Origin of the sequence: Agromyces sp. NBRC 114283, from assembly GCF_030268405.1 — a bacterium.
GTDB lineage: Bacteria > Actinomycetota > Actinomycetes > Actinomycetales > Microbacteriaceae > Agromyces > Agromyces mediolanus.
This window is the reverse complement of record NZ_BSQP01000001.1, coordinates 2,090,163-2,110,844: the sequence shown is the minus strand read 5'-3', so window position 1 is coordinate 2,110,844 and position 20,682 is coordinate 2,090,163. Positions and strand designations below refer to the sequence as shown.

The window sequence follows — 20,682 nt, the reverse complement described above, 5'->3', positions numbered from 1 at the left end:
CGAACCGGGCGAGGAGGGATCGGATGCGCTTGGCGCGCCTGCGTCAGAGTGCCTACCCACGATGCTCCGAGTCTAGCCAGACCACGTGGCTCATCGCACGGCCAGCATAACGTCGACGACGGCGTCGAGCACGAGGTCGACCTGCGCCTCGCGGTAGCCGCCGCGCTGGGGCCGGAAGGTCACCGTGCGCACATCGTCAACCGAGATCGGCCAGCCGTCGCGGAAGTACCGCGTGAGCTTGTCCGCGAAGCGGTCGACGTCCTCGACCCGGTAGCCCGTGACGAGCGGGTTCACCCGCTCGAAGCGGTGGTGCTCCGGACGCCCGAGGCGGTTGGCGATGACCTGCGCCGTGGTGCGCGCCTCCCGCAGCCACGCCTCCTGGCCGTACAGCAGCGCGGACGTGCGGCGCTCCTGTGCGGCGAAGGCGTCTTCCAGGCGTTCGAGCGCGGCATCCACGTGGTCGGTCGAGTAGCCGTGCTTCTGCATGCCGAACGCGGTCAGCCGGATCGACTCCGCCGTGATCGCCCGGTCTCCAGGCGCCGGAGTGCCGTCGTAGGCGCGACGCGCCAGCCTCAGGAACTCGTCGACCTCGCCGGTGTGGTACCCGAGCTTGGGCTTTCGTGCGCGCGGAAAGGGAGAAGACACCGCTCCAGTATTGCGCACGCTCATCCGAAGAGCTGGAAGGCCACGAAGGCAACTGCGGCGGACGGCAGGATCGAGTCGAGCCGGTCGAGGAAGCCGCCGTGCCCGGGGAGCCACGAGCTCATGTCCTTGATGCCGAGATCCCGCTTGATGAGCGACTCCGCGAGATCGCCGAGGGTCGCCGTGAGCAGCACCGCGGCGCCGAAGATGAGCCCGAACCACCACGTGTTGCCGAGCATGAACACCGACAGCAGCACTCCGGCGACGAGGCTCGCCAGCGCTCCCCCGGCGAAGCCCTCCCACGTCTTCTTCGGGCTGATCACCGGGGCCATCGGATGCTTGCCGAACATCAGTCCGGCGGCGTAGGCGCCGGTGTCCGCGCCGACCGCGATGATGATGAACGCGAGCGTCCACCACTGCCCGCCGTCCGCCGCCGTCAGCACGACGGCGAAGGACGCGAGGAACGTCACATACCCCTGCACGAACGCCCCGGCGGCGAGATCGCGCACGAGGCCTCTGGAGCCTGCGACGGCCTTCGGGAACGCCTGCTCGACGAGACGCCAGAGCGTCACCAGCAGGATGCCGCCGAGCACCGCGAGCAGCTGCCCGCCAGGTCCGCCGTAGTACGCGACGGGCACGGCCACCACCGCCGCGACGACGGTCGGGATGCGCGGCACGAGGTACGAGCCCTTGCGCAGCGCCTGCGCGAGCTCGTAGCTCGCGAAGCCGACCATCAGCACGGCGAGGAGCATGAACAGCTCTTTGAGGAACAGCAGGCTCAGCAGCAGGGCGCCGCCGAAGACGACGCCGATCAGCACAGCCAGGATCAGATTCCGGCCGGTGCGTGCCTGGATGCGCTCCTGCGCCTGATCGAACTGCGCCTTGCCGGCCTCGAACTGCCGTTCGAAATCGGCCTTCCTCGCCCCGAACTGCCGCTCGAGATCGGCCTTCCGCGCCTGCACCTGAGCGCGGAACTCACCGCGCGACGCGGGCTCCCGCCCCGATCCCCCGTCGCGCTCCTCCTCGGGAACGCCCGACATCCGCTGCCCTCAGACCTCGAGGAGTTCGGCTTCCTTGCGCTTCAGCGCCTCGTCGATCTGGTCGACGTGCGCCTTGGTCACCTGCTCAAGCTCCTTCTCACCGCGAGCCACCTCGTCGTCGCCGACCTCGCCCTTCAGCGCGTCGAGGTCGTCCTTGGCCTTGCGGCGCACGTTGCGCACCGAGACCCGGGCGTCCTCCGCCTTCGAGCGGACGATCTTGACGAACTCCTTGCGGCGCTCCTCGGTGAGCTCGGGCAGCGTCACCCGGATGACGTTGCCGTCGTTGTTCGGGTTGGCCCCGAGGTTCGGCGTGTCGCGGATGGCCTGCTCGATGTCCTTCATCGCGCTCTTGTCGTAGGGCGTCACGACGAGCGTGCGCGCCTCCGGATTGGCGAGCGAGGCGAGCTGGGCGAGCGGGGTGGGCGTGCCGTAGTAGCTCACCATGATCTTCTGGAAGAGCTGCGGGTTCGCACGACCCGTTCGCACGGTGGCGAAATCCTCCTTCGCCGCCTCGACGGCCTTCTGCATGCGCACACCGGCGTCGGAAAGTACATCCGCGATCACGTCGAACTCCTTACGGTTCTAAGCCTCTGGTCAGTCTATCGACTGACGGGTTCCACGCCGTTCGCCACGACGGTGCCGAAGTCGGCGCCGAGGATGGCCGCGGTCACATTGCCGGCCGGCTCCATGCCGAACACCTGCATCGGCATGCCGTTGTCCATGCACAGGCTGAACGCGGTCGAGTCGACGACCTTGAGGCCGCGCTGGAGCGCCTCCTGGTAGCTGATGCGGTCGATCTTGTGCGCGTCGGGGTTCGTGCGCGGGTCGTCCGAGTACACGCCGTCGACGCCGTTCTTCGCGACGAGCACGAGGTCGGCGCCGATCTCGAGCGCGCGCTGCGCGGCGACGGTGTCGGTCGAGAAGTACGGGAGGCCCGCGCCCGCGCCGAAGATGACGACGCGACCCTTCTCGAGGTGGCGCTCGGCGCGGCGCGGGATGTACGGCTCGGCGACCTGCGTCATCTCGATGGCCGACTGCACCCGGGTCTCCGCACCCGCCTGCTCGAGGAAGTCCTGCAGTGCGAGCGAGTTCATGACAGTGCCGAGCATGCCCATGTAGTCGGCCCGACCGCGGTCCATGCCGCGCTGGCTGAGCTCGGCGCCGCGGAAGAAGTTGCCGCCGCCGACGACGATCGCGATCTCCACGGTGCGCGCGGCATCCGCGATCTCACGGGCGATCTGGCTGACGACGTCGGGGTTGACGCCGAGGGCGCCGCCGCCGAACGACTCGCCGGAGAGCTTGAGGAGGACCCTGCGTCGCTTGGGCGTCTCGGTCATGGGTGTCGGTTCCTTCCCGCTCGTCTGAGTTCAAACTAGTGCGTCGGCCTCGTGGTGGAGCCGTACGGAGCCTGGGAATCCCGCCCGACGAGGAGGACGGGGCCAGGCGTGCGCCCGTGCGGGCACGTGCGCGCCTCTCGGGCGCACAGAAAAGGAGTCCGGATCGACGAGCGATCCGGACTCCTCCTCATCGGCGTTACGCCGTGGCCTTGAACCGGGCGAAACCGGTCACGGTGAGGCCGGCGTCGTCGAGCACCTTCTTCACCTGCTGCTTGTTGTCGCGGGCGTAGTCCTGCTCGAGCAGGGCGACCTGCTTGAAGAACGCGGTGAGACGACCCTCCACGATCTTCGGCAGGGCGGCCTCGGGCTTGCCCTCGTTGCGGCTGATCTCGGTGACGAGCTCGCGCTCCTTCTCGACGATGTCGGCCGGCACCTCGTCGCGCGTGAGGTACGTCGGGTCGAACATCGCGATGTGCTGCGCGATCGCCCGCGCGGTCTCGGCGTCGTCACCCGTGTAGGCGACGACGACGCCGATCTGCGGGGGCAGGTCCTTCGAGGTCTTGTGCAGGTAGACGGCGAACTGCTCGCCGCTCAGCGTGGCGACCTTCGAGAGCTCGACCTTCTCGCCGAGCGTGGCGGCCTGCTCGTCGATGAGCTCGCCGACGGTCTTGCCGTCGGCGGGCGCGGCGAGGGCGGACGCCACGTCGGTGGCGCCGGCCGCGGCGACCGCGTCGAGCACCTTGTCGGCGAGGGCGATGAACTTCTCGTTCTTCGCGACGAAGTCCGTCTCGCAGGCGAGCTGGATCATCGTGTAGCCCGCGCCCGACTCCTTGGCGGCCACGAGGCCCTCGCTCGTCGAGCGGTCGGCGCGCTTGGCGTTGCCCTTGGCACCCTTCAGGCGCAGGATCTCGGTGGCCTTCTCGAGGTCGCCACCGGCCTCCTCGAGCGCCTTCTTGGTGTCGACCATGCCCGTGCCGAGCTGCTCGCGCAGGGCCTTGATGTCAGCGATGCTGATTGCCATGTCTGGCTGTCTCCTTCGGGGACTTATTCGGCGGGGGTGGCGGCAGCGGCCTCGCCCTCGGCGTCTGCCTCGGACTCGGTCGCGGCGATCTCGGTCGCGGCCTCGTCGACGACCTCGGCGGCCTCGGCCTTGGCCTCAGCCTCGGTCTCGACGGCCTTCTCGGTCGCAGCGCCCTGCTGCAGGAGCTCCTGCTCCCACTCGGCGAGCGGCTCGACGGCGGAGACGTTGCCGCTCTCCTCCGGCTTCTGGTGGCGCTCGATGAGCCCCTCGGCGGCGGCGTCGGCGATGATGCGGGTGAGCAGGCTCACCGAGCGGATCGCGTCGTCGTTGCCCGGGATCGGGTACTGCACCTCGTCGGGGTCGCAGTTGGTGTCGAGGATGCCGATGACGGGGATGCCGAGCTTCTTGGCCTCGTCGATCGCGAGGTGCTCCTTCTTGGTGTCCACGACCCAGAGCGCCGAGGGCGTCTTCGAGAGGTTGCGGATGCCGCCGAGCGACTTGTGGAGCTTGTCGAGCTCGCGCTTCTTGAGCAGCAGCTCCTTCTTCGTGAAGCCCGAGGTGGTGCCCTCGAAGTCGAGCTCCTCGAGCTCCTTCATGCGGGCGAGGCGCTTCGACACCGTGCTGAAGTTGGTGAGGAGGCCGCCGAGCCAGCGCTGGTTCACGTAGGGCTGGCCGACGCGGGTCGCCTGCTCGGCGATGGACTCCTGCGCCTGCTTCTTCGTGCCGACGAAGAGGACGGTGCCGCCGTGGGCGACCGTCTCGCGGACGAAGTCGTACGCCTTGTCGATGTAGGCGAGCGACTGCTGCAGGTCGATGATGTAGATGCCCGAGCGCTCGGTGAAGATGAAGCGCTTCATCTTCGGGTTCCAGCGGCGGGTCTGGTGCCCGAAGTGCACGCCGCTGTCGAGCAGCTGGCGAATGGTGACGACGGCCATGAGCCGTTCTCCTTCTGTTCTCAGTTGTACGCTGCCGACCGGCGGCCGGAAGCCCTGGTGCCCGGCGCGATCCCGCCGCACCGGCGATTCGCTGCTGGGCAGCGACTCGCGTGGAGTCGGACTGAGTGGGATCGGCGGCCGAATGGGCACGCGGAGTCACCTCGACATGCGAGGTGCGGGTCCACTCTACCAGTTCGCCGGGCGGGCCGCGGTCGGGCGCGGGGTCGACGCGGCGGCGTCGCCGGGAGCTGGCGGATGCCTCGTCCTCCACAGCGCCCGCGCCAGCGGGCGACTGCACGGTTCGCGCGCATCCGGCTGTCGGTCCGTCCGGTGGGAGCCAAAGTCGAGGCATGCCCCGACTGCATCGCCCCATCCCGCTGCTCCTCCTCGTGTGCGGCGCGCTCACGATGGGCGCCCTCGCCTCGTCGCACTCCGCCGAGGCCCGAGCGGCCGCTCCCGCGGCCCCCACCGCATCCGGAGACGCCTCGCCGCCTGCGGACTCCACGGCAACTGCGCGGTGGCGCTGGCCGCTCGATCCGCCTGCGACCATCACCGCTCCGTTCCGGGCGCCGCCCACTCCATACGCATCGGGCCATCGCGGCATCGACCTCGCCGTAGCGGCGGGCTCGCCGGTCCGCGCGCCCGCGGCCGGCACCGTGAGCTTCGTCGGCGCGGTCGCCGGGCGGCCGCTCGTCGCCATCGATCACGGCGATGGCTACGTGAGCGCCGTCGAACCGGTGTCCGCGCTCGTGGAGGCCGGATCGGCGGTCGCCCCGGGCGAGCCGCTCGGCACCGTCGCGAGCGGCGGCCACTGCGACGGGGCCTGCGTCCACTTCGGCGTCCGATTGCACGGCGAGTACATCTCGCCGATGCTGCTGCTCGGCTCGGTGCCCCGTGCGGTGCTGCTCCCGCTCGACTGAGCCCTCCGCCCGGGCGTGCCCCGTCAGGCCCGAGGATGGGCGGTGCGGTAGCTCTGCTTCAGCCGCTCGGCCGAGACGTGCGTATAGATCTGGGTCGTGCCGAGACTCGCGTGCCCCAGGAACTCCTGCACCGCTCGCAGCTCCGCGCCGCCGTCGAGCAGATGCGTGGCCGCCGTGTGGCGGAATGCGTGCGGACCGGCCGGGCCGCCGCCTGGCACCTCGGCGAGGAGGCCGGCGACGAGGCGGTGCACGCTCCTCGCGTTCAGCCGGCCGCCCCGGGCCCCGAGGAACACGGCGGGACCGGGGCGGTCCGACGCACCCCGACCGCCCGTGCGGCGAGACGTCCGGGCCGCCGACGAGGCCGCTGCGGCGGGATCCGTTCGGGCGGCCGCCCGCGCCAGCAGTGCCGGCCGCCCGTACTCGAGATACCGGTCGAGCGCACGCGCCGCCGGGGCGCCGTACGGCACGACGCGTTCCTTGGCCCCCTTGCCGAGCACGCGCACCGTTCGGTTCGAACCGTCGACGTCGTCGAGATCGAGGCCGACGAGCTCAGAGACGCGCAGGGCGGCCGCGTAGAGCAGTTCGACGACCGCATGGTCCCGTAGGGCGTTCGGGTCCCCCTCGGCCGCGGCCTCCTCGAGCTGCGCGAGCAGGCCGTCGGCGGCGTCGCGGCTGAGGACGCGAGGGAGCGCGCGCTGCGGTTTGGGAGCGCGGAGCCTGGCGCCCGCGTCGCTCGCGGCGCGACCGCTCGTGGCCAGCCAGGCGGCGAACCCCCGGGCGGTGGCGGCTCGTCTGGCGAGCGTCGCACGGGCGAGTCCGCGTTGATCCGCGTCCCAGAGCCAGTCTCGGAGCAGCGAGAGATCGAGTTCGGCGCCCGCCGCCTCGTCGACCGGCGCCACGTCGTGGGCAGGCCCACCGTCGCGGGCGGGCGCGCCGTCGCGGTCGGGCGATCTCGCCTCGCCGGTTGGCGGTTCGCTCGCCGTGCCGCGCCGCCCGTCCGCGAAGCGGGCGAGGTCGGCGAGATCGGCCGCGTATGCCGCGATGGTGTGCGCCGAGTATCGGCGTTCGTCTCGGAGGTGGGCGAGGTAGTCCTCGATGACGGGGTCGAGCCGACTCATCGGCGTCACTCCGTTCGCTTGCGCGAGAAGCGTTCGAGCCTCGCCGGCGGATCGAGCGCCGAGAGCTCGTCGAGGAACCCCTCGTCGAAGCGGGAGATCACCGTATTCGGCCCGAGCGGCGCCACGGAGACCAGGTGCCCGTCGTCGAAGAGCTGCACGAGCGAGAACGATCGCCCGCCGTCGACGCCCTGCAGCTCGCGCGGCGGGGCGCTGACATCGAGCGTGTAGGCGGTGGCGCCGGCGATCGAGACGGGGATGCCCGCGAAGCTCCCGGCGCTCGGATAGTGCAGGTGCCCACCGAGGATCAGGCGGACGTCGCTCCCCCGCAGCACCTCGGCGAGTCGCGCTTGGCCCTGCAGCTCGAGCACGTCCATCAGCGCGATCGGCGTCGGGATCGGCGCGTGGTGCACCGCGAGCACGGTGCCCTTGGGGGTGGGCTCCGCCAGCACCGCGGACAACCAGTCGGCGCGCTCCTCATCGACGGCGCCGTGGTGCCAGCCGGGCACGGAGACGTCGAAGGAGACGAGACGCACTCCGCCGAGCTCGACCACGCGGTGCAGCGGCTCGAGGCTCGGTGGAAGGTCGAGCAACTCGGCGGCGAAGGGCTCGCGTTCGTCGTGATTGCCCATCACCCAGACGAGTTCCGCACCGGCGCGCTCGGCGAGGGGGTCGAGTGCGGCACGCGCCAGCCGGTAGGCATCGGGTTCACCGAGATCCGCGATGTCGCCGGTGACGACGATCGCGTCGAGGGCGGTGCCGAGCCGATCGAGCTGGTTGACGGCCCGATCGAGCGCCGCAACCGTGTCGGCTGCACCGCCGAGCGGGGCGCCGCCGGCGAGCAGGTGCGTGTCGCTCAGGTGCGCGATTGTCGTGTGCGCTGCCGGGTATCTGCCGATTTGCATCCGTCTGGCCTCCCGGGCACAGCCTACGGTGGACCCCTGCCACCGGCGGGCGGCGCCTCGGCGTGGTCGGGAGGAGTTCCACTCATCGTCGGATGAGCCACCCGTCGGTGGTGCGCCGAACCCGCCCGAGCGCATCCAGCGTGCCGAGCGCCCCGAGCGCGCGGGACGGCTCGAGCCCGGCTCGGGCGGCGAGCTCGGCGACGCTGCGCGGCACCCGGACGCTCATCGCGTCGAGCAGCCGGATCTCGACGCCGCGCAGGCCGGCGCCGACGACGTCGGGACCCGCCTGAGCGTTCCGGCCCGCGCCCCCGCTTCGCGACCCCGCCCACGGCTGCGACGCGTCAGCGGGAAACGCGAGGAGCCCGTCATCACCCCGACCCACGAGCTCCGCCATCTCGGCGGCGTCGGTGACGCAGACGGCATCCTGCTCCCGGAGCAGGCGATGGCACCCCGCGGACGCCGGACTCGTGACCGGCCCCGGCACCACGCCGACCGGACGACCGAGCGATGCCGCGTGGTGCGCGGTATTGAGCGCGCCGGAGCGCCACCCGGCCTCGACGACGACGACGGCATCGCTCAACGCCGCGATCACCCGATTGCGCGCGAGGAACCGCCATTTCGTCGGCGCGGCGCCGCACGGGAGCTCGGAGACGACGGCCCCGCGCTCGACGATCTCTCCGAGCAGCGCCGCGTGTCCCTGGGGGTAGAGCCGATCGGGTCCGCCGGCGAGCACGGCGACGGTCGTTCCCCCTCGGCGCAGTGCGGCCCGGTGCGCCGCCCCGTCGATGCCGTAGGCGCCGCCGGACACGATCGTGCAGCCGCGATCGACGAGTCCGGCGACCGCGTCGAGCGCGAGCTGCTCGCCGTAGCCGGTCGCCGCCCGAGCCCCGACCACGGCGAGGCTCGCCTCCGCGCCGACGAGCCCGGGGTCGCCGCGGACCCAGAGGGCGAGCGGTGCATGCATGCCGAGGTCGTCGAGCCGGGCGGGCCAGACGTCGTCCCCGGGAACGAGCAGGCGGGCGCCGAGACGTTCAGCCGCCTCGAGCGAGCGCAGGAACGCACCGGCGTCGAGACGCTGCCGCCACCGCTCGAGCCCGTCCTCGACGGAGCGAACGCCCGGATCGAGGGCGAGATCCTGTCGGGCGCGGAAGGCTTCCTCAGCCCGGCGCTCCCCCGCGACCAGCGCCACCGTTCCCTCGGCCCCCAGGGACGCGACGAGGGCGCCGAGCGTGCCGTCGCCGGGCTCGGCGAGGACGCCGAGCAGGGCTCGACGCGCCGCATCGCCGGACGACGGCTGCGCGGGTGTGCGCGGGTCCGCCCGCATCGCGGCCACCAGCGGCTCGGCCTGCTGCAACGCGGCGGACACGACGTCGCTCACGCCGCCCACAGCGGAGCCCTTCGCAGCACGTTCGCCTGCCCGACGTGGTCGCCGTCGGGCACGCCGGCGCCGTCGAGGTCAGCCAGCGTCCAGGCCAGCCGCAGTACCTTGTCGTAGCCGCGCATGGTGAGCCCGCCGCTCTCCAACGCCCGGTCGATCGCGACGGTCGCCCGATGGCCCGGATGCATGCCTCCGGCGCCGCGCAGCCACGGTCCCGGGACTTCGGCGTTGGTCCGCCACGGCGTCCCGCGGTAGCGCTCCGCGGCCACCGCCCGAGCGAGTTCCACCTGTCGTCGGGCTTCGTCGCTGGACACCCGCCCGCCCGCGCCCGCGCTCGCCGTCGTCGTCAGTCGCGGCACCCAGAGCTCGAGATCGAGCCGGTCGCGCAACGGGCCGGAGATCCGGGAGAGGTAGCGCCGCTTCACGCTCGGTGCGCAGGTGCACGACTCGCCCTTCGGCGACCACTGTCCGCACGGGCAGGGGTTCGCCGCCAGCACCAGCTGGAAGCTCGCCGGGAACGAGGCGATCGCACTCGCCCGGTGGATCGAGATCGAACGGGATTCGAGCGGCTGGCGCAGCACGTCGAGCACCGAGGCGGGGAACTCGGGCGCCTCGTCGAGGAAGAGCACCCCGTGGGAGGCCCGCGCCGCCGCGCCGGGTCGGATGAGGCGGCCGCCTCCGCCGATGATCGAGGCCGCGCTCGCAGTGTGGTGCGGCGCCTCGAAGGGCGGCCTCGCTGAGAGGCCACCGACCCCGAGCCCCGAGAGCGAGCGCAGCGACGCCACCTCGAGCGACTGGTCGAGCGCGAGGTCGGGAAGGATGCCGGGCAAGCGCGACGCCAGCATCGTCTTGCCCGCGCCCGGCGGCCCGTAGAGCCCGAGGTGATGGCCGCCGGCCGCGGCCGCGATGAGCGCCGCCACCGCCTCGGGATTGCCCACGACATCGGCGAGATCGCCGGAGTGGACGTGCGGCGGCTCGGGCGCGTCAGCCGAGAGGACCGCCTCGACGGGGACCACCTCGGCATCGCCGCCGTGCCAGGCCACCGCCTCGGCGAGCGAGGACACCCCGACCACGTCGATCCCGTCGACGAGCGCCGCCTCGGGAGCGTTCGCCGTCGGCACCATGACCCGTTCGGCCCCGGCCCGGCGCGCGGCGAGCACCGCGGGGAGCACGCCGTCGGTCGGCCGAAGGCGGCCGTCGAGGCCGAGCTCGCCCAGGTGCACGAGCGATCCCGCGGAGCCGGCGTCGAGGCGCCCCGCCGCGGCGAGGCAGGCGATCGCGATCGCGAGGTCGAAGCCGGAGCCGTGCTTGGGCAGGGTGGCCGGTGACAGGTTGACGGTGAGCCGGCGTGCCGGGAGGGGGCATCCGGAATTGGCCGCGGCCGCCCGGACGCGCTCGCGCGACTCACCGATGGCGGCATCGGGCAGGCCGATCACGAGGAACGCCGGCAGCTGGCTGCCGAGGTCGGCCTCGACCTCGACGATGGATCCACTGAGACCGAGGAGCGCCACCGACCGCGTGCGTGCGACCGGCATCAGCCGATGCCTTCGAGGTGCTCGATCACCGCGGACTCGCCCGGTCTGACGAGCACCGCGGCGGCGTCGATGCGGGGCGGCCCCGCGACGGCGCCCTTCGCCTCGCACCACATCGCAGCGAGACGGCGGAGCCTGGCGAGCTTCACCGGGGTGATGGCCTCGAACGGATGACCGAAGCGCTCCCCCGCCCGCGTCTTCACCTCGATGAACACCGTGCAGGCCCGATGGGCCGCGACGACGTCGATCTCGCCGTGCCTGCACCGCCAGTTGCGCTCGATCAGCCGGAAGCCTCGAGCCTCCAGGTGCGCTGCGGCGAGGTCTTCGCCGAGGCGTCCGAGTTCTGCGTTGTGGGACATCCGCACCACCTCCGCGACCCAGCCTCGCCAAGCATCGGCGCGGGCACGGTCGTGCCGGGCGGATCGGTGGAGTGGGCGACGCGCACAGTGGCGGCTGCGGACGAGCGCGGACTACTCGTCGAGCGCGAGTTCCTTCGGCAGCTCGAACTCGCGGGTGGCGAGCTCCTCGATGTTCACGTCCTTGAAGGTCAGCACGCGAACGCTCTTCACGAAGCGGTCGGCGCGGTAGACGTCCCAGACCCAGACGTCCTTCATCGTGAGCTCGAAGTAGAAGTCGTGCTCGGTGTCGCGGCGGACCAGCTCCACCTCGTTCGCGAGGTAGAAGCGACGCTCGGTCTCGACCACGTACTGGAACTGCGACACGATGTCGCGGTACTCCCGGTACAGGGCCAGCTCGACCTCGCGGTCGTAGTCGTCGAACTCGTCTTCATCCATCGCTGATCATCCTACGCCGAGCTCGAAGAGCGCGGCGGCAGGTTCAGCCTCGCGCGAACGATCGTGGAGCCAGGTGCGGCGGTGCAGCCCGCTCGGGCCGTGCTCCGCGATCGCCTCGAAGTGCGCGCGCGACGAGTAGCCCTTGTTCTCGTCCCAGCCGTAGACCGGCCAATCGACGTGCGCCGCCCGCATCGCCCGGTCGCGATGCACTTTCGCGATGACCGAGGCCGCCGAGACGGAGGCGCAGTCCCGGTCCGCCTTGATGCGCGTGATGACGCGGACGTGATGCTCGATCGCCTGACTCAGCCAGTCGTAGTTGCCGTCGAGCACCAGCGGTGAGCCGAAGGGCACGTCGACGAGCTCCCGGACGGCGGCGAACGCGCGCGCCCCGGCCAGCCCGAGGCACGCCATGATGCCGAGTTCGTCGATCTCGGCCGCGCTCGCCTCGCCGACGGCGGAGGCGCGCACCCACGCGGCGGCCCGCGGCGCGAGCAGCTCGCGCTTGGGCTCGGCGAGCAGCTTCGAGTCGCGGAGCCCGGCCGGCATCCGTCGCATCCCGGCGTCGACGACCACGACCCCGACCGCGACCTGGCCGGCGAGCGCGCCACGGCCGACCTCGTCGCAGGCGACCACGAGCGAGGCCCCGCCGTCGAGCAGCTCCCGCTCGAAACGCATCGTGGGCGCGGCGGCGGCCATCAGCCCGAGCCCTCGTCGACGCCGGCGAAGACCTCCGGGTAGTTGTCGAGCCACGCCCACCGAGACAGCGGCCAGCTCACGACGAACGCGCGCCCGACGACATTGTCGACCGGCACGTAGCCCTTGAGCGGGGTGTCGCCGTTGTAGCGGCTGTCCTTCGAGTTGTAGCGGTTGTCGCCCATCACCCAGAGCGAGCCCTCGGGCACCGTCACGTCGAAGTCGTCGCGGGAGACCCGCGTCTCGCCCGGGGGCAGCGCCACGTAAGGCTCGTCGAGCGGCACGCCGTTGACGCTCATCTGGCCGAGCGCGTTGCAGCAGACCACGTGGTCGCCCGGCAGCCCGATGATGCGCTTCACCAGGTGGTCGTTGGAGTCGGGAGCCGAGAGACCGACGAAGGCGAGGAACCAGTCGACCGCCGCGACGAGCGGCGGCTGCTGCGGCTCTTCGCGCACGGGCAACCAGCCGCCCGGATCGCGGAACACCACGACGTCGCCGCGCTCGAGCGGGACGACGTCGGGGACGAGCTCGTTGACGATGATGCGGTCGTCGACCTCGAGCGTCTGCTCCATCGACTGCGACGGGATGAAGAACGAGCGGATCAGGAACGTCTTGATCAGGAAGGACACCAGCACCGCGACCACGAAGATGATCAGCAGATCGCGGAGGAACAGCAGCACCCCGCGCTTCCTGCCCTGCTTCTGCTGCCCGCGGTCGTCGGTGGTCGCGGTGGACTGCGTCTCGTCTGTCATGGAACCCCGTGTCATTCGCTCGGAAAAACGCCGAGCTCCCCGTCCCAGTGTAGGGGCGGGGAGCTCGGACAGGCGCTTCGACGCGAGCGGTTCAGCTCTCGCGCTTCTCCTTGATCTTGGCCTTCTTGCCGCGGAGCTCGCGCAGGTAGTAGAGCTTCGCGCGACGCACGTCACCGCGGGTGACGACCTCGATCTTGTCGATGATCGGCGAGTGCACCGGGAACTTGCGCTCGACGCCGACCTGGAAGCTGATCTTGCGGACCGTGAAGGTCTCGCGGACGCCCTCGCCCGAGCGGCCGATGACGACGCCCTGGAAGACCTGGACGCGCGAGCGCGTGCCTTCGACGATGTTGACGTGCACCTTGACGGTGTCGCCCGGGCGGAAGTCGGGGATGTCCGACTTCAGGCTCGCGGCGTCGACGTGGTCGAGGATGTGCATGATGGTTCGCTCTCTGCGCCCGCCACCGGTCGAACGCGGATCAGAATTGGAAAGAGTGCGGTGCCGCCTCGCGCGTGAGCGCGTCGCAGGCTCCCCGGAGGCAGGGCCGAGCAGCGGCACAAGCGTCTATTCTGCCAGATCGCGGCGCCGCCCGCCAACACGGCACGGCGGCGGATGATCGGACGCGCGTCCGGTCTCAGTCGCGGACCTCGTGCACGATGATGACGTCGCCGTCGCCGTCGTCGAACGGCGGCTTCGGCGGGCCGGGCACCGGCTGCCCGCTCTGCGCGGCGGCCTGCCGCTCGAACTCCGCCATCGTGGCGCGCATCCGCCGGGATCCGTCGGCGACGAGCTGCGACAGCGCGACCCAGAACGCGGCGACGGCGCCGACGATGGCGAGGACGCTGAACAGCGTGGCCGTGGCGCCGTAGAACCCGGTGCCGATGATCGCGAGCTGCCAGGCGCCGAGGACGCCGACGTCGAGCCAGGACGCGGCCCGCTCGGAGCGGGCGGTCGGGCGGGCGTTCACGAGCAGCGCCACGACGAGCAGCGTGAGGAACGCGGCGGGCACCGTGATAACGAGCCCGAGCGTGCCCCAGCCGCCGGCGCCGAAGAACGCCCAGCCGATCACCAGCCAGAGCGGCAGCGCGATCACCGCGACGAACTGCCAGCGGTAGAAGAGGCGCCTGAGGAGCATGCCGACAGGCTAACCTCGGCGCGCTGTGAGCGCACCGGGTGTTCACTCAGGGCGGAGCCTGAAGACTGGTCGGCGAGGCCGCGCCCGCGGCATCCGCCAGAATGGTCTCGGAGAGGATGATCGTGATCGAACTGAGGACCCCCGCCGAGATCGAGGAGATGCGGCCCGCCGGCCGCTTCGTGGCCAGCGTGCTGCAGGCCACCTCCGCCGCGGCGAAGCCGGGCATGAACCTGCTGGAGCTCGACGCCCTCGCGCACGACATGATCCGCAAGGCCGGCGCCGAGAGCTGCTACATCGACTACCACCCCTCCTTCGGCGCGAGCCCCTTCGGCAAGGTCATCTGCACCTCCGTGAACGATGCGGTGCTGCACGGCCTCCCCCACGACTACGTGCTGCGCGACGGCGACCTGCTGAGCCTCGACTTCGCCGCCTCGGTGAACGGCTGGGTCTCCGACTCCGCCATCTCCGTCGTCGTCGGGACGCCCCGCGAGGCGGACCTCCGCCTCATCTCCACCACCGAGGAGGCGCTCGCGGCGGGCATCGACGCAGCCCGCGTCGGAAACCGGATCGGCGACATCTCGCGGGCGATCGGCGACGTCGCGAAGGCGTCCGGATATCTCGTGAACACCGACTTCGGCGGCCACGGCGTCGGCCGCACCATGCACGGCGACCCGCACGTGCCGAACTCCGGGCGGCCCGGACGCGGGATGCCGCTGAAGGCGGGGCTCGTGCTCGCGATCGAGCCGTGGTGGCTCGAGACGACCGACCGCATCTTCACCGACCCCGACGGCTGGACCCTGCGCAGCGCCGACGGCTCGCGGGGCGCGCACTCGGAGCACACGATCGCCATCACCGACGGCGACCCGATCGTGCTCACCGCCCGCGGCTGACGCGGGCGCGCCCTACTCGGGCGGCAGCAGATCGGGACGGACCGCGCGGGTGCGCTCGAGCTGCTGCTCGTGGCGCCACTCGGCGACTCGGCCGTGATTGCCGGAGAGCAGCACGGGCGGCACCTCGAGGCCGCGCCACTGCTGCGGCTTCGTGTAGCTCGGGTACTCGAGCAGGCCGTCCTCGTGGGACTCCTCGACGAGGGACTCCGGATTGCCGACCACGCCAGGGACGAGCCGGCCGGCGGCCTCGATCATCGCCATGACGGCGACCTCGCCGCCGTTCAGCACGTAGTCGCCGAGCGACACGAGGCGCACCCGCATGCGGGTGGCGTAGTGGTCGACGACGCGCTGGTCGATGCCCTCGTAGCGACCGCAGGCGAAGACGAGGTGGGACTCCGCGGCGAGCTCGCGGGCGAGCTGCTGCGTGAACGGCTCGCCGGCCGGGGACGGCACGACGAGCAGGGCGTCGGACGGGCCCTCGCCGACGATCGCATCGAGGGCTTCGCCCCAGGGTTCGGGCTTCATGACCATGCCGGCGCCGCCGCCGTAGGGCGTGTCGTCGACCGTGCGGTGCCGGTCGTGCGTGAAGTCGCGCAGATCGTGGGCGGCGACCTCGATGAGGCCGGACTGCCTGGCCTTGCCGAGCAGCGACAGGTCGAGCACGTCGAAGAAGCTCGGGAAGATCGTGACGATGTCGATCCGGATGGCCCCGTCCCCTTCGTTAGTCCGCGTCGTCGCCGGCAGCGGATGCCTCGGCGTCGCGCGGCGCCGGCTCGGCGTCGTCCGGCAGCTCCTCGAAGAGCCCGGCCGGCGGCGTCACGGTGAGCGTGCCCGCCTCCAGGTCGACCTCGGGGACGATCGCCGCGACGAACGGCACCATGACCTCGCCCGACGCGGTCTTGACGACGAGCAGGTCCTGCGCCGGCAGGTGGTCGACGTGCGCGACCTCGCCGACGCGGACGCCGTCGCGCAGCACGGCGAGTCCGACGAGCTGGTGGTCGTACCAGGCGTCCGGTTCGGCGTCGGCGGCCTCGGCGGCCTCATCGATGTCGACCCAGAGGATCGCCTTGACGAGCGTCTCGGCCGCGGTGCGGTCGTCGACGCCGTCGAAGAAGCCGACCGGCTGCTGGTTGTACCAGCGGAGCTCACGGAAGACCAGGTGCTTGCCGTGCCACGGGGACTCGGCAGGCACCTGGAGGGAGAACTCGGCTCCCGGGACGAACCGCCGTTCGGGGTCGTCCGTGTAGAGCTCGAGCTTGATGGCGCCCTTCAGCCCGTGGGCCTTGGTAAGGCGCCCGACCCGCAACTGCTGGGGGCGCTTGTCGCGCGCCACGTCAGGCGTCGGTGTCGACGACGTCGACCCGGACACGGCGACCGTCCGCGAGGGCGGTCACCACGGTGCGGAGCGACTTGGCGGTGCGGCCGGCGCGTCCGATGACGCGGCCGAGGTCCTCGGGGTTCACATGAACCTCGAGGACCTCGCCACGTGCGCTCGACGCGGAGACGACCTTCACCTCGTCGGGGTGTTCGACGATGCCCTTGACGAGGTGCTCGAGCGCGGACCTGAGCAAGACGTTACGCCTCGTCGGTCGCGGTCTCGTCGGCGGGGGCCTCGGCGGCCGCGGGGGCCTCCTCGGCCTTGGCCGGCTTCTCCGCCTTGGGCTTGAGCACCGGCTTCTTCTTGTCGTCGGCCACGAAGGCCTCCTTCGCCGCGGCGACCTTGACGGTCGAGACGGCGTCCTTGTCGCCCTTGAAGCGACCCCAGTCGCCGGTGAGCTTGAGGATGGCCCGGACCTGCTCGGTCGGCTGCGCGCCGACGGAGAGCCAGTACTGGGCGCGCTCCGAGTCGACCTCGATGAACGAGGGCTCCTCGGTGGGGTGGTACTTGCCGATCTCCTCGATCACACGACCGTCGCGCTTGGTGCGCGAGTCGGCGACGACGATGCGGTAGTACGGGGCACGGATCTTGCCGAGCCGCTTGAGACGGATCTTGACAGCCACGATTCTCCTGGAGGATGTAACGAGAGTTGAACCGATCGCCTGGAGCGTGGGGTGCACACCCGGCGGAAGCTCGAAATGGGCGGACCACGGCCTGATAGAGGGTCGGGCGGCGGTCCAACCGCCTATTCTGCCAGATCCGAACGGCCGCCGCGAACCAGAGCGGCGCCGTGTCGCCCGCGACTGTGCGCACGATCGATCGGGTGCCCGTCATGCGGCGTCGTACGTGCGGCCGCGGGCACCGTCCGTGTCATGATGGGCCGCACGGCATCCGTCCCGAGAAAGGCCGCCCATGCCCATCGAGTTCGCCGACTCCCCCCGTTCGACCGTCGGCCTCGAGTGGGAGATCGCCATCGTCGATCGGGAGACGGGCGAGCTCGCCTCGGTGGCCGACCGGGCGCTGCAGCTGCTCGACTCGATCAGTCCGGGCGGACAGCACCCGTTCATCACCTCGGAGCTTCTGACGAACACGGTCGAGCTCGTGAGCAGCGTGCACGCGACCGTGCCCGCCGCCGTCGCCGATCTCGAGGGCCAGCTCGCCGAGGTGCGCGCGGTCGTCGAGGAGCTCGGCGACTACGAGCTGATCTGCAGCGGCTCCCACCCGTTCAGCCAGTGGTACGACCAGCAGCTCACCGACAAGCCCAGGTACCACAAGCTCATCGAGCGCACCCGCTGGTGGGGCCGCAACATGATGATCTGGGGCGTGCACGTGCACGTCGGCATCGAGGACCGCGACAAGGCGCTGCCCATCCTCGACGGCCTGCTCACGTTCCTCCCGCATCTGCAGGCGCTCAGCGCGTCGAGCCCGTTCTGGGCGGGCGTCGACACCGGCTACGCGTCCAACCGGGCGCTGATGTTCCAGCAGCTGCCGACCGCCGGGCTCCCGTACCCGTTGCCGGACTGGGCCGCCTACGAGCGCTACGTCGAGGATCTCCGCCGCACCGGGGTCATCGAGGACCACAGCGAGGTGCGCTGGGACATCCGCCCGTCGCCCCGCTGGGGCACGGTCGAGGTGCGGGTCTGCGACGGTGTCTCCACCGCTCGGGAGCTCGGCGCCATCGGGGCGCTCGTGCAGTGCCTCGTCGAATGGATGAGCACCCGCCTCGACCACGGCGAGCCCCTCACGGTGCTGCAGCCCTGGTTCAGCCGGGAGAACAAGTGGCGCGCCGCCCGGTACGGCCTGCAGGCGGTGGTGATCACGGATGCCTCGGGCACCGAGCGCCCCGTCGCCGACGACCTGCTCGAGCTGGTCGAGCGCCTCTCCCCCGTCGCCGAACGGCTCGGCTGCAGCGCGGAACTCGCCGAGGTGACCCGTATGGTCGCCGAGGGTGCGAGCGCCCAGCGTCAGCTGCAGGTCGCCGAGGCGAACGCCGGAGATCTCAAGGCCGTCGTCGCGCATCTGGCCCACGAGCTGCGCTCGGGGATGGACGCGGCGCGGCGCTGAGCCTCAGCGGCCGCCGAGCAGCTTCTGGAAGTTTGCCAGGTCGTCGGCCGAGGGGCTCGGCGCCTTCGCACCGCCGAGGCCGAACCCGGCTCCCTTCGGCTCCTCGGCGTTGCCGGCGACCGGACGGCCCTCGGCGATGGCCTGGTTCTCGGCCGCCCGCTTCGCCGGGTTGCCCGAGCGCGAGCCGCCAGACTTCTTCTTGTTCTTGGCCGACTGCCGCTTGCCGCCGCCGTAACCGCCGGCGCCGGGGATCGGCCCCATGCCGGGGATCTGCGGCACGCCGCCGCGCGCGACCGTCTTCATCATCTTCGCGGCCTGCTCGAAGCGCTGCACGAGCTGGTTCACGTCGGTCACCGTCATGCCGGCGCCCTTCGCGATGCGGAGGCGGCGCGAGCCGTTCAGGAGCTTCGTGTTCTTGCGCTCCGCCGGCGTCATCGACTGGATGATCGCCTCGGTGCGCACGATCTCGCGCTCGTCGAAGTTCTCGAGCTGCTGCTTCATGCCGCCGGCGCCCGGCAGCATGCCGAGCATCTTCTTGATGGAGCCCGCTCCGCGGAGCTGCTGCATCTGCTTCAGGAAGTCCTCGAGCGTGAACTGCTCGCTCGCGAGCTTCTCGGCGACCTTCATCGCCTCTTCTTCGTCGAAGGCCTGCTGCGCCTGCTCGATGAGGGTGAGGATGTCGCCGAGGTCGAGGATGCGGCTCGCCATGCGGTCGGGGTGGAACGGCTCGAAGTCGTCGAGCCCCTCACCGGTCGAGGCGAAGATGATGGGCCGGCCGGTGACCGAGGCGACCGAGAGCGCGGCGCCGCCGCGCGCGTCGCCGTCGAGCTTGGAGAGCACGACGCCGGTGAAGTCGACGCCGTCCTGGAACGCCTTCGCGGTGGCGACCGCGTCCTGACCGATCATCGCGTCGATGACGAACAGCACCTCGTCGGGGTTCGTCGCCCTACGGATGTTCGAGGCCTGCTTCATGAGCTCGGCGTCGACGCCGAGCCGCCCGGCGGTGTCGATGATGACCACGTCGTGCTGCGCGCGAGCCGCGTGCGCGACGCCGTCCTTCGCGACCTTGACCGGGTCGCCGACGCCGTTGCCGGGCTCCGGCGCGTAGACGGGGACGCCGGCCTGGCCGCCGACGACCTGGAGCTGGTTCACGGCGTTCGGGCGCTGGAGATCGCTCGCGACGAGGATGGGCGTGTGCCCCTCCTTCACGAGGTGCTTCGCCAGCTTGCCGGCGAGCGTGGTCTTGCCCGCGCCCTGGAGGCCGGCGAGCATGATCACCGTCGGCGGGTTCTTCGCGAACTGGAGGCGCCGCTGCTGACCGCCGAGGATGCCGACGAGCTCCTCGTTGACGATCTGGACGACCTGCTGCGCGGGGTTCAGCGCCTTGTTGACCTCGTCGCCGAGCGCCCGCTCGCGCACGCGAGCGGTGAACTGCTTGACGACGTCGAGCGAGACGTCGGCGTCGAGCAGCGCCCGACGGATCTCCCGAACGGTGCCGTCGACGTCGGAGGCCGACAGCTTGCCCTTCGTGCGGAGGTGCTTGAAGGTGTCGGCGAGGCGGTCAGACAGGGTTCCGAAGGTAGCCATAACAGGCCGATTCTATCGGGATGCCCTGGACCTCGCGGGCCAGCGCGGCGCAGCGCCCGGCTCAGCCCTCGAAACGGACGTCGACGATCTCGCGAGCGACGTCGATGACGGCGACGAGCCGCTCGTCGGTGTCGTCGGGCGCGAGGCCGTACTCGAACTCGGCGAAGGGCTCGCCGTCGCCGTCGGCCTCGGGGCGGAGGTCGACCCGCACGAGGCTCAGCGAGCGCAGCGCGTCGACCTGCCGGTCGCCGGATTCGCGCCCGATCGCGGCCTCGACGTCCTCCGCCTGCTCGAGCTCGGAGTCGAGCACGGTGTCGAGGAACCGCACCACGGGCGAGGAGCCCGAGTCGAGCTGGCCGACGAATGCGCCGCGGAGTTCGTCGTCGACGAGCTCGAGCTCGCCGACGAGGGTGGCCGCCGCGTCGAGGGCCGCGGTCGAGGCGGACTCCCCCTCGGCATCCAGGACGACCTCGACCCGCTGATCCGCGTACTCGACGTCTTCCGACCAGTAGTCTCCGACGACGCCGAAGTAGTCGTGCTCGGTGGCCATGTCGCGCCCCTCT

At 71.3% G+C, this 20,682-nt stretch carries 25 protein-coding genes; 3 read left to right on the top strand and 22 right to left on the bottom strand.

What is annotated here, in order from left to right; all coding sequences use genetic code 11:
* Nucleotides 1-90 precede the first annotated feature (90 nt).
* The 6 genes from QSJ60_RS10200 to rpsB all read right to left on the bottom strand — a co-directional run bounded on the left by QSJ60_RS10200 (nucleotide 91) and on the right by rpsB (nucleotide 4,975).
* Nucleotides 91-645: a DivIVA domain-containing protein gene (locus QSJ60_RS10200; protein WP_189084803.1), complete on the bottom strand. Its 555-nt coding sequence runs from the start codon at nucleotides 643-645 to the stop codon at nucleotides 91-93.
* A gap of 20 nt (nucleotides 646-665) precedes the next feature.
* Nucleotides 666-1,682, bottom strand: coding sequence for a phosphatidate cytidylyltransferase (locus QSJ60_RS10195; RefSeq protein WP_285463536.1), 1,017 nt, complete (start codon nucleotides 1,680-1,682; stop codon nucleotides 666-668).
* A 9-nt stretch (nucleotides 1,683-1,691) separates the two neighbouring features.
* On the bottom strand, nucleotides 1,692-2,246 hold the full coding sequence (frr, locus tag QSJ60_RS10190) for a ribosome recycling factor (RefSeq protein ID WP_189084801.1): 555 nt from the start codon (nucleotides 2,244-2,246) through the stop codon (nucleotides 1,692-1,694).
* 35 nt (nucleotides 2,247-2,281) lie between these two features.
* Nucleotides 2,282-3,019 (bottom strand): UMP kinase, encoded by a 738-nt coding sequence (gene pyrH, locus QSJ60_RS10185; RefSeq protein WP_189084800.1) that lies wholly within the window; start codon nucleotides 3,017-3,019, stop codon nucleotides 2,282-2,284.
* Nucleotides 3,020-3,215: 196 nt separating this feature from the next.
* Nucleotides 3,216-4,040, bottom strand: coding sequence for a translation elongation factor Ts (gene tsf / locus QSJ60_RS10180; RefSeq protein WP_230763205.1), 825 nt, complete (start codon nucleotides 4,038-4,040; stop codon nucleotides 3,216-3,218).
* 23 nt (nucleotides 4,041-4,063) lie between these two features.
* Nucleotides 4,064-4,975, bottom strand: coding sequence for a 30S ribosomal protein S2 (gene rpsB / locus QSJ60_RS10175; RefSeq protein ID WP_230763203.1), 912 nt, complete (start codon nucleotides 4,973-4,975; stop codon nucleotides 4,064-4,066).
* A gap of 350 nt (nucleotides 4,976-5,325) precedes the next feature.
* Here rpsB and QSJ60_RS10170 point away from each other — a divergent pair, with 350 nt between their 5' ends.
* Nucleotides 5,326-5,895: a murein hydrolase activator EnvC family protein gene (locus tag QSJ60_RS10170; protein WP_285463535.1), complete on the top strand. Its 570-nt coding sequence runs from the start codon at nucleotides 5,326-5,328 to the stop codon at nucleotides 5,893-5,895.
* Nucleotides 5,896-5,918: 23 nt separating this feature from the next.
* Here the strand turns inward: QSJ60_RS10170 and QSJ60_RS10165 are convergent, their stop codons facing one another.
* The 10 genes from QSJ60_RS10165 to QSJ60_RS10120 all read right to left on the bottom strand — a co-directional run bounded on the left by QSJ60_RS10165 (nucleotide 5,919) and on the right by QSJ60_RS10120 (nucleotide 14,200).
* Nucleotides 5,919-7,013, bottom strand: a complete 1,095-nt coding sequence (locus tag QSJ60_RS10165) for a tyrosine-type recombinase/integrase (protein ID WP_285463534.1) — start codon at nucleotides 7,011-7,013, stop codon at nucleotides 5,919-5,921.
* Nucleotides 7,014-7,018: 5 nt separating this feature from the next.
* A complete protein-coding gene (locus tag QSJ60_RS10160) occupies nucleotides 7,019-7,915 on the bottom strand; it encodes a metallophosphoesterase (RefSeq protein ID WP_285463533.1) in 897 nt (298 codons plus the stop codon).
* An 82-nt stretch (nucleotides 7,916-7,997) separates the two neighbouring features.
* The gene (gene dprA, locus QSJ60_RS10155; RefSeq protein WP_285463532.1) at nucleotides 7,998-9,293 is read right to left on the bottom strand and encodes a DNA-processing protein DprA; all 1,296 of its coding nucleotides are present in this window, start codon (nucleotides 9,291-9,293) and stop codon (nucleotides 7,998-8,000) included.
* A complete protein-coding gene (locus QSJ60_RS10150) occupies nucleotides 9,290-10,828 on the bottom strand; it encodes a YifB family Mg chelatase-like AAA ATPase (protein ID WP_285463531.1) in 1,539 nt (512 codons plus the stop codon). Before QSJ60_RS10150 ends, dprA begins: the two co-directional genes overlap by 4 nt.
* On the bottom strand, nucleotides 10,828-11,184 hold the full coding sequence (locus QSJ60_RS10145; protein ID WP_285463530.1) for a YraN family protein: 357 nt from the start codon (nucleotides 11,182-11,184) through the stop codon (nucleotides 10,828-10,830). The genes QSJ60_RS10150 and QSJ60_RS10145 overlap by 1 nt, the downstream gene beginning before the upstream one ends.
* Nucleotides 11,185-11,295: 111 nt before the next feature.
* Nucleotides 11,296-11,619: a DUF2469 family protein gene (locus QSJ60_RS10140; RefSeq protein WP_189084793.1), complete on the bottom strand. Its 324-nt coding sequence runs from the start codon at nucleotides 11,617-11,619 to the stop codon at nucleotides 11,296-11,298.
* 6 nt (nucleotides 11,620-11,625) lie between these two features.
* Nucleotides 11,626-12,315 carry a ribonuclease HII gene (rnhB, locus tag QSJ60_RS10135; protein ID WP_285463529.1) on the bottom strand — a complete coding sequence of 230 codons (690 nt, stop codon included), beginning with the start codon at nucleotides 12,313-12,315 and terminating at the stop codon, nucleotides 11,626-11,628.
* Entirely contained in the window at nucleotides 12,315-13,064 is a 750-nt protein-coding gene (gene lepB, locus QSJ60_RS10130) for a signal peptidase I (protein WP_189084791.1), read from the bottom strand. Before lepB ends, rnhB begins: the two co-directional genes overlap by 1 nt.
* A gap of 91 nt (nucleotides 13,065-13,155) precedes the next feature.
* Nucleotides 13,156-13,503: a 50S ribosomal protein L19 gene (gene rplS, locus QSJ60_RS10125; RefSeq protein ID WP_189084790.1), complete on the bottom strand. Its 348-nt coding sequence runs from the start codon at nucleotides 13,501-13,503 to the stop codon at nucleotides 13,156-13,158.
* Nucleotides 13,504-13,699: 196 nt separating this feature from the next.
* Entirely contained in the window at nucleotides 13,700-14,200 is a 501-nt protein-coding gene (locus tag QSJ60_RS10120; protein ID WP_285463528.1) for a hypothetical protein, read from the bottom strand.
* Between the two features lie 122 nt (nucleotides 14,201-14,322).
* Here QSJ60_RS10120 and map point away from each other — a divergent pair, with 122 nt between their 5' ends.
* Entirely contained in the window at nucleotides 14,323-15,090 is a 768-nt protein-coding gene (gene map / locus QSJ60_RS10115; protein ID WP_285463527.1) for a type I methionyl aminopeptidase, read from the top strand.
* A gap of 12 nt (nucleotides 15,091-15,102) precedes the next feature.
* Here the strand turns inward: map and trmD are convergent, their stop codons facing one another.
* The 4 genes from trmD to rpsP are packed head-to-tail and all read right to left on the bottom strand — an operon-like array spanning nucleotide 15,103 to nucleotide 17,091.
* Entirely contained in the window at nucleotides 15,103-15,795 is a 693-nt protein-coding gene (trmD, locus tag QSJ60_RS10110; protein WP_189085143.1) for a tRNA (guanosine(37)-N1)-methyltransferase TrmD, read from the bottom strand.
* A 16-nt stretch (nucleotides 15,796-15,811) separates the two neighbouring features.
* Nucleotides 15,812-16,423: a ribosome maturation factor RimM gene (rimM, locus tag QSJ60_RS10105; protein WP_230763181.1), complete on the bottom strand. Its 612-nt coding sequence runs from the start codon at nucleotides 16,421-16,423 to the stop codon at nucleotides 15,812-15,814.
* Nucleotide 16,424: 1 nt separating this feature from the next.
* Nucleotides 16,425-16,661, bottom strand: a complete 237-nt coding sequence (locus QSJ60_RS10100) for an RNA-binding protein (RefSeq protein WP_285463526.1) — start codon at nucleotides 16,659-16,661, stop codon at nucleotides 16,425-16,427.
* 4 nt (nucleotides 16,662-16,665) lie between these two features.
* Nucleotides 16,666-17,091 carry a 30S ribosomal protein S16 gene (rpsP, locus tag QSJ60_RS10095; protein ID WP_285463525.1) on the bottom strand — a complete coding sequence of 142 codons (426 nt, stop codon included), beginning with the start codon at nucleotides 17,089-17,091 and terminating at the stop codon, nucleotides 16,666-16,668.
* A gap of 289 nt (nucleotides 17,092-17,380) precedes the next feature.
* On the opposite strand from rpsP, the gene QSJ60_RS10090 reads away from it, so the two are divergent.
* Complete coding sequence (locus QSJ60_RS10090) at nucleotides 17,381-18,532, top strand: glutamate--cysteine ligase (protein WP_285463524.1); 1,152 nt, start codon at nucleotides 17,381-17,383, stop codon at nucleotides 18,530-18,532.
* Nucleotides 18,533-18,535: 3 nt separating this feature from the next.
* Here QSJ60_RS10090 and ffh read toward each other — a convergent pair whose 3' ends face one another.
* Nucleotides 18,536-20,119 (bottom strand): signal recognition particle protein, encoded by a 1,584-nt coding sequence (ffh, locus tag QSJ60_RS10085; RefSeq protein WP_285463523.1) that lies wholly within the window; start codon nucleotides 20,117-20,119, stop codon nucleotides 18,536-18,538.
* Between the two features lie 61 nt (nucleotides 20,120-20,180).
* Nucleotides 20,181-20,669 carry a hypothetical protein gene (locus QSJ60_RS10080; protein WP_285463522.1) on the bottom strand — a complete coding sequence of 163 codons (489 nt, stop codon included), beginning with the start codon at nucleotides 20,667-20,669 and terminating at the stop codon, nucleotides 20,181-20,183.
* Nucleotides 20,670-20,682 lie beyond the last annotated feature (13 nt).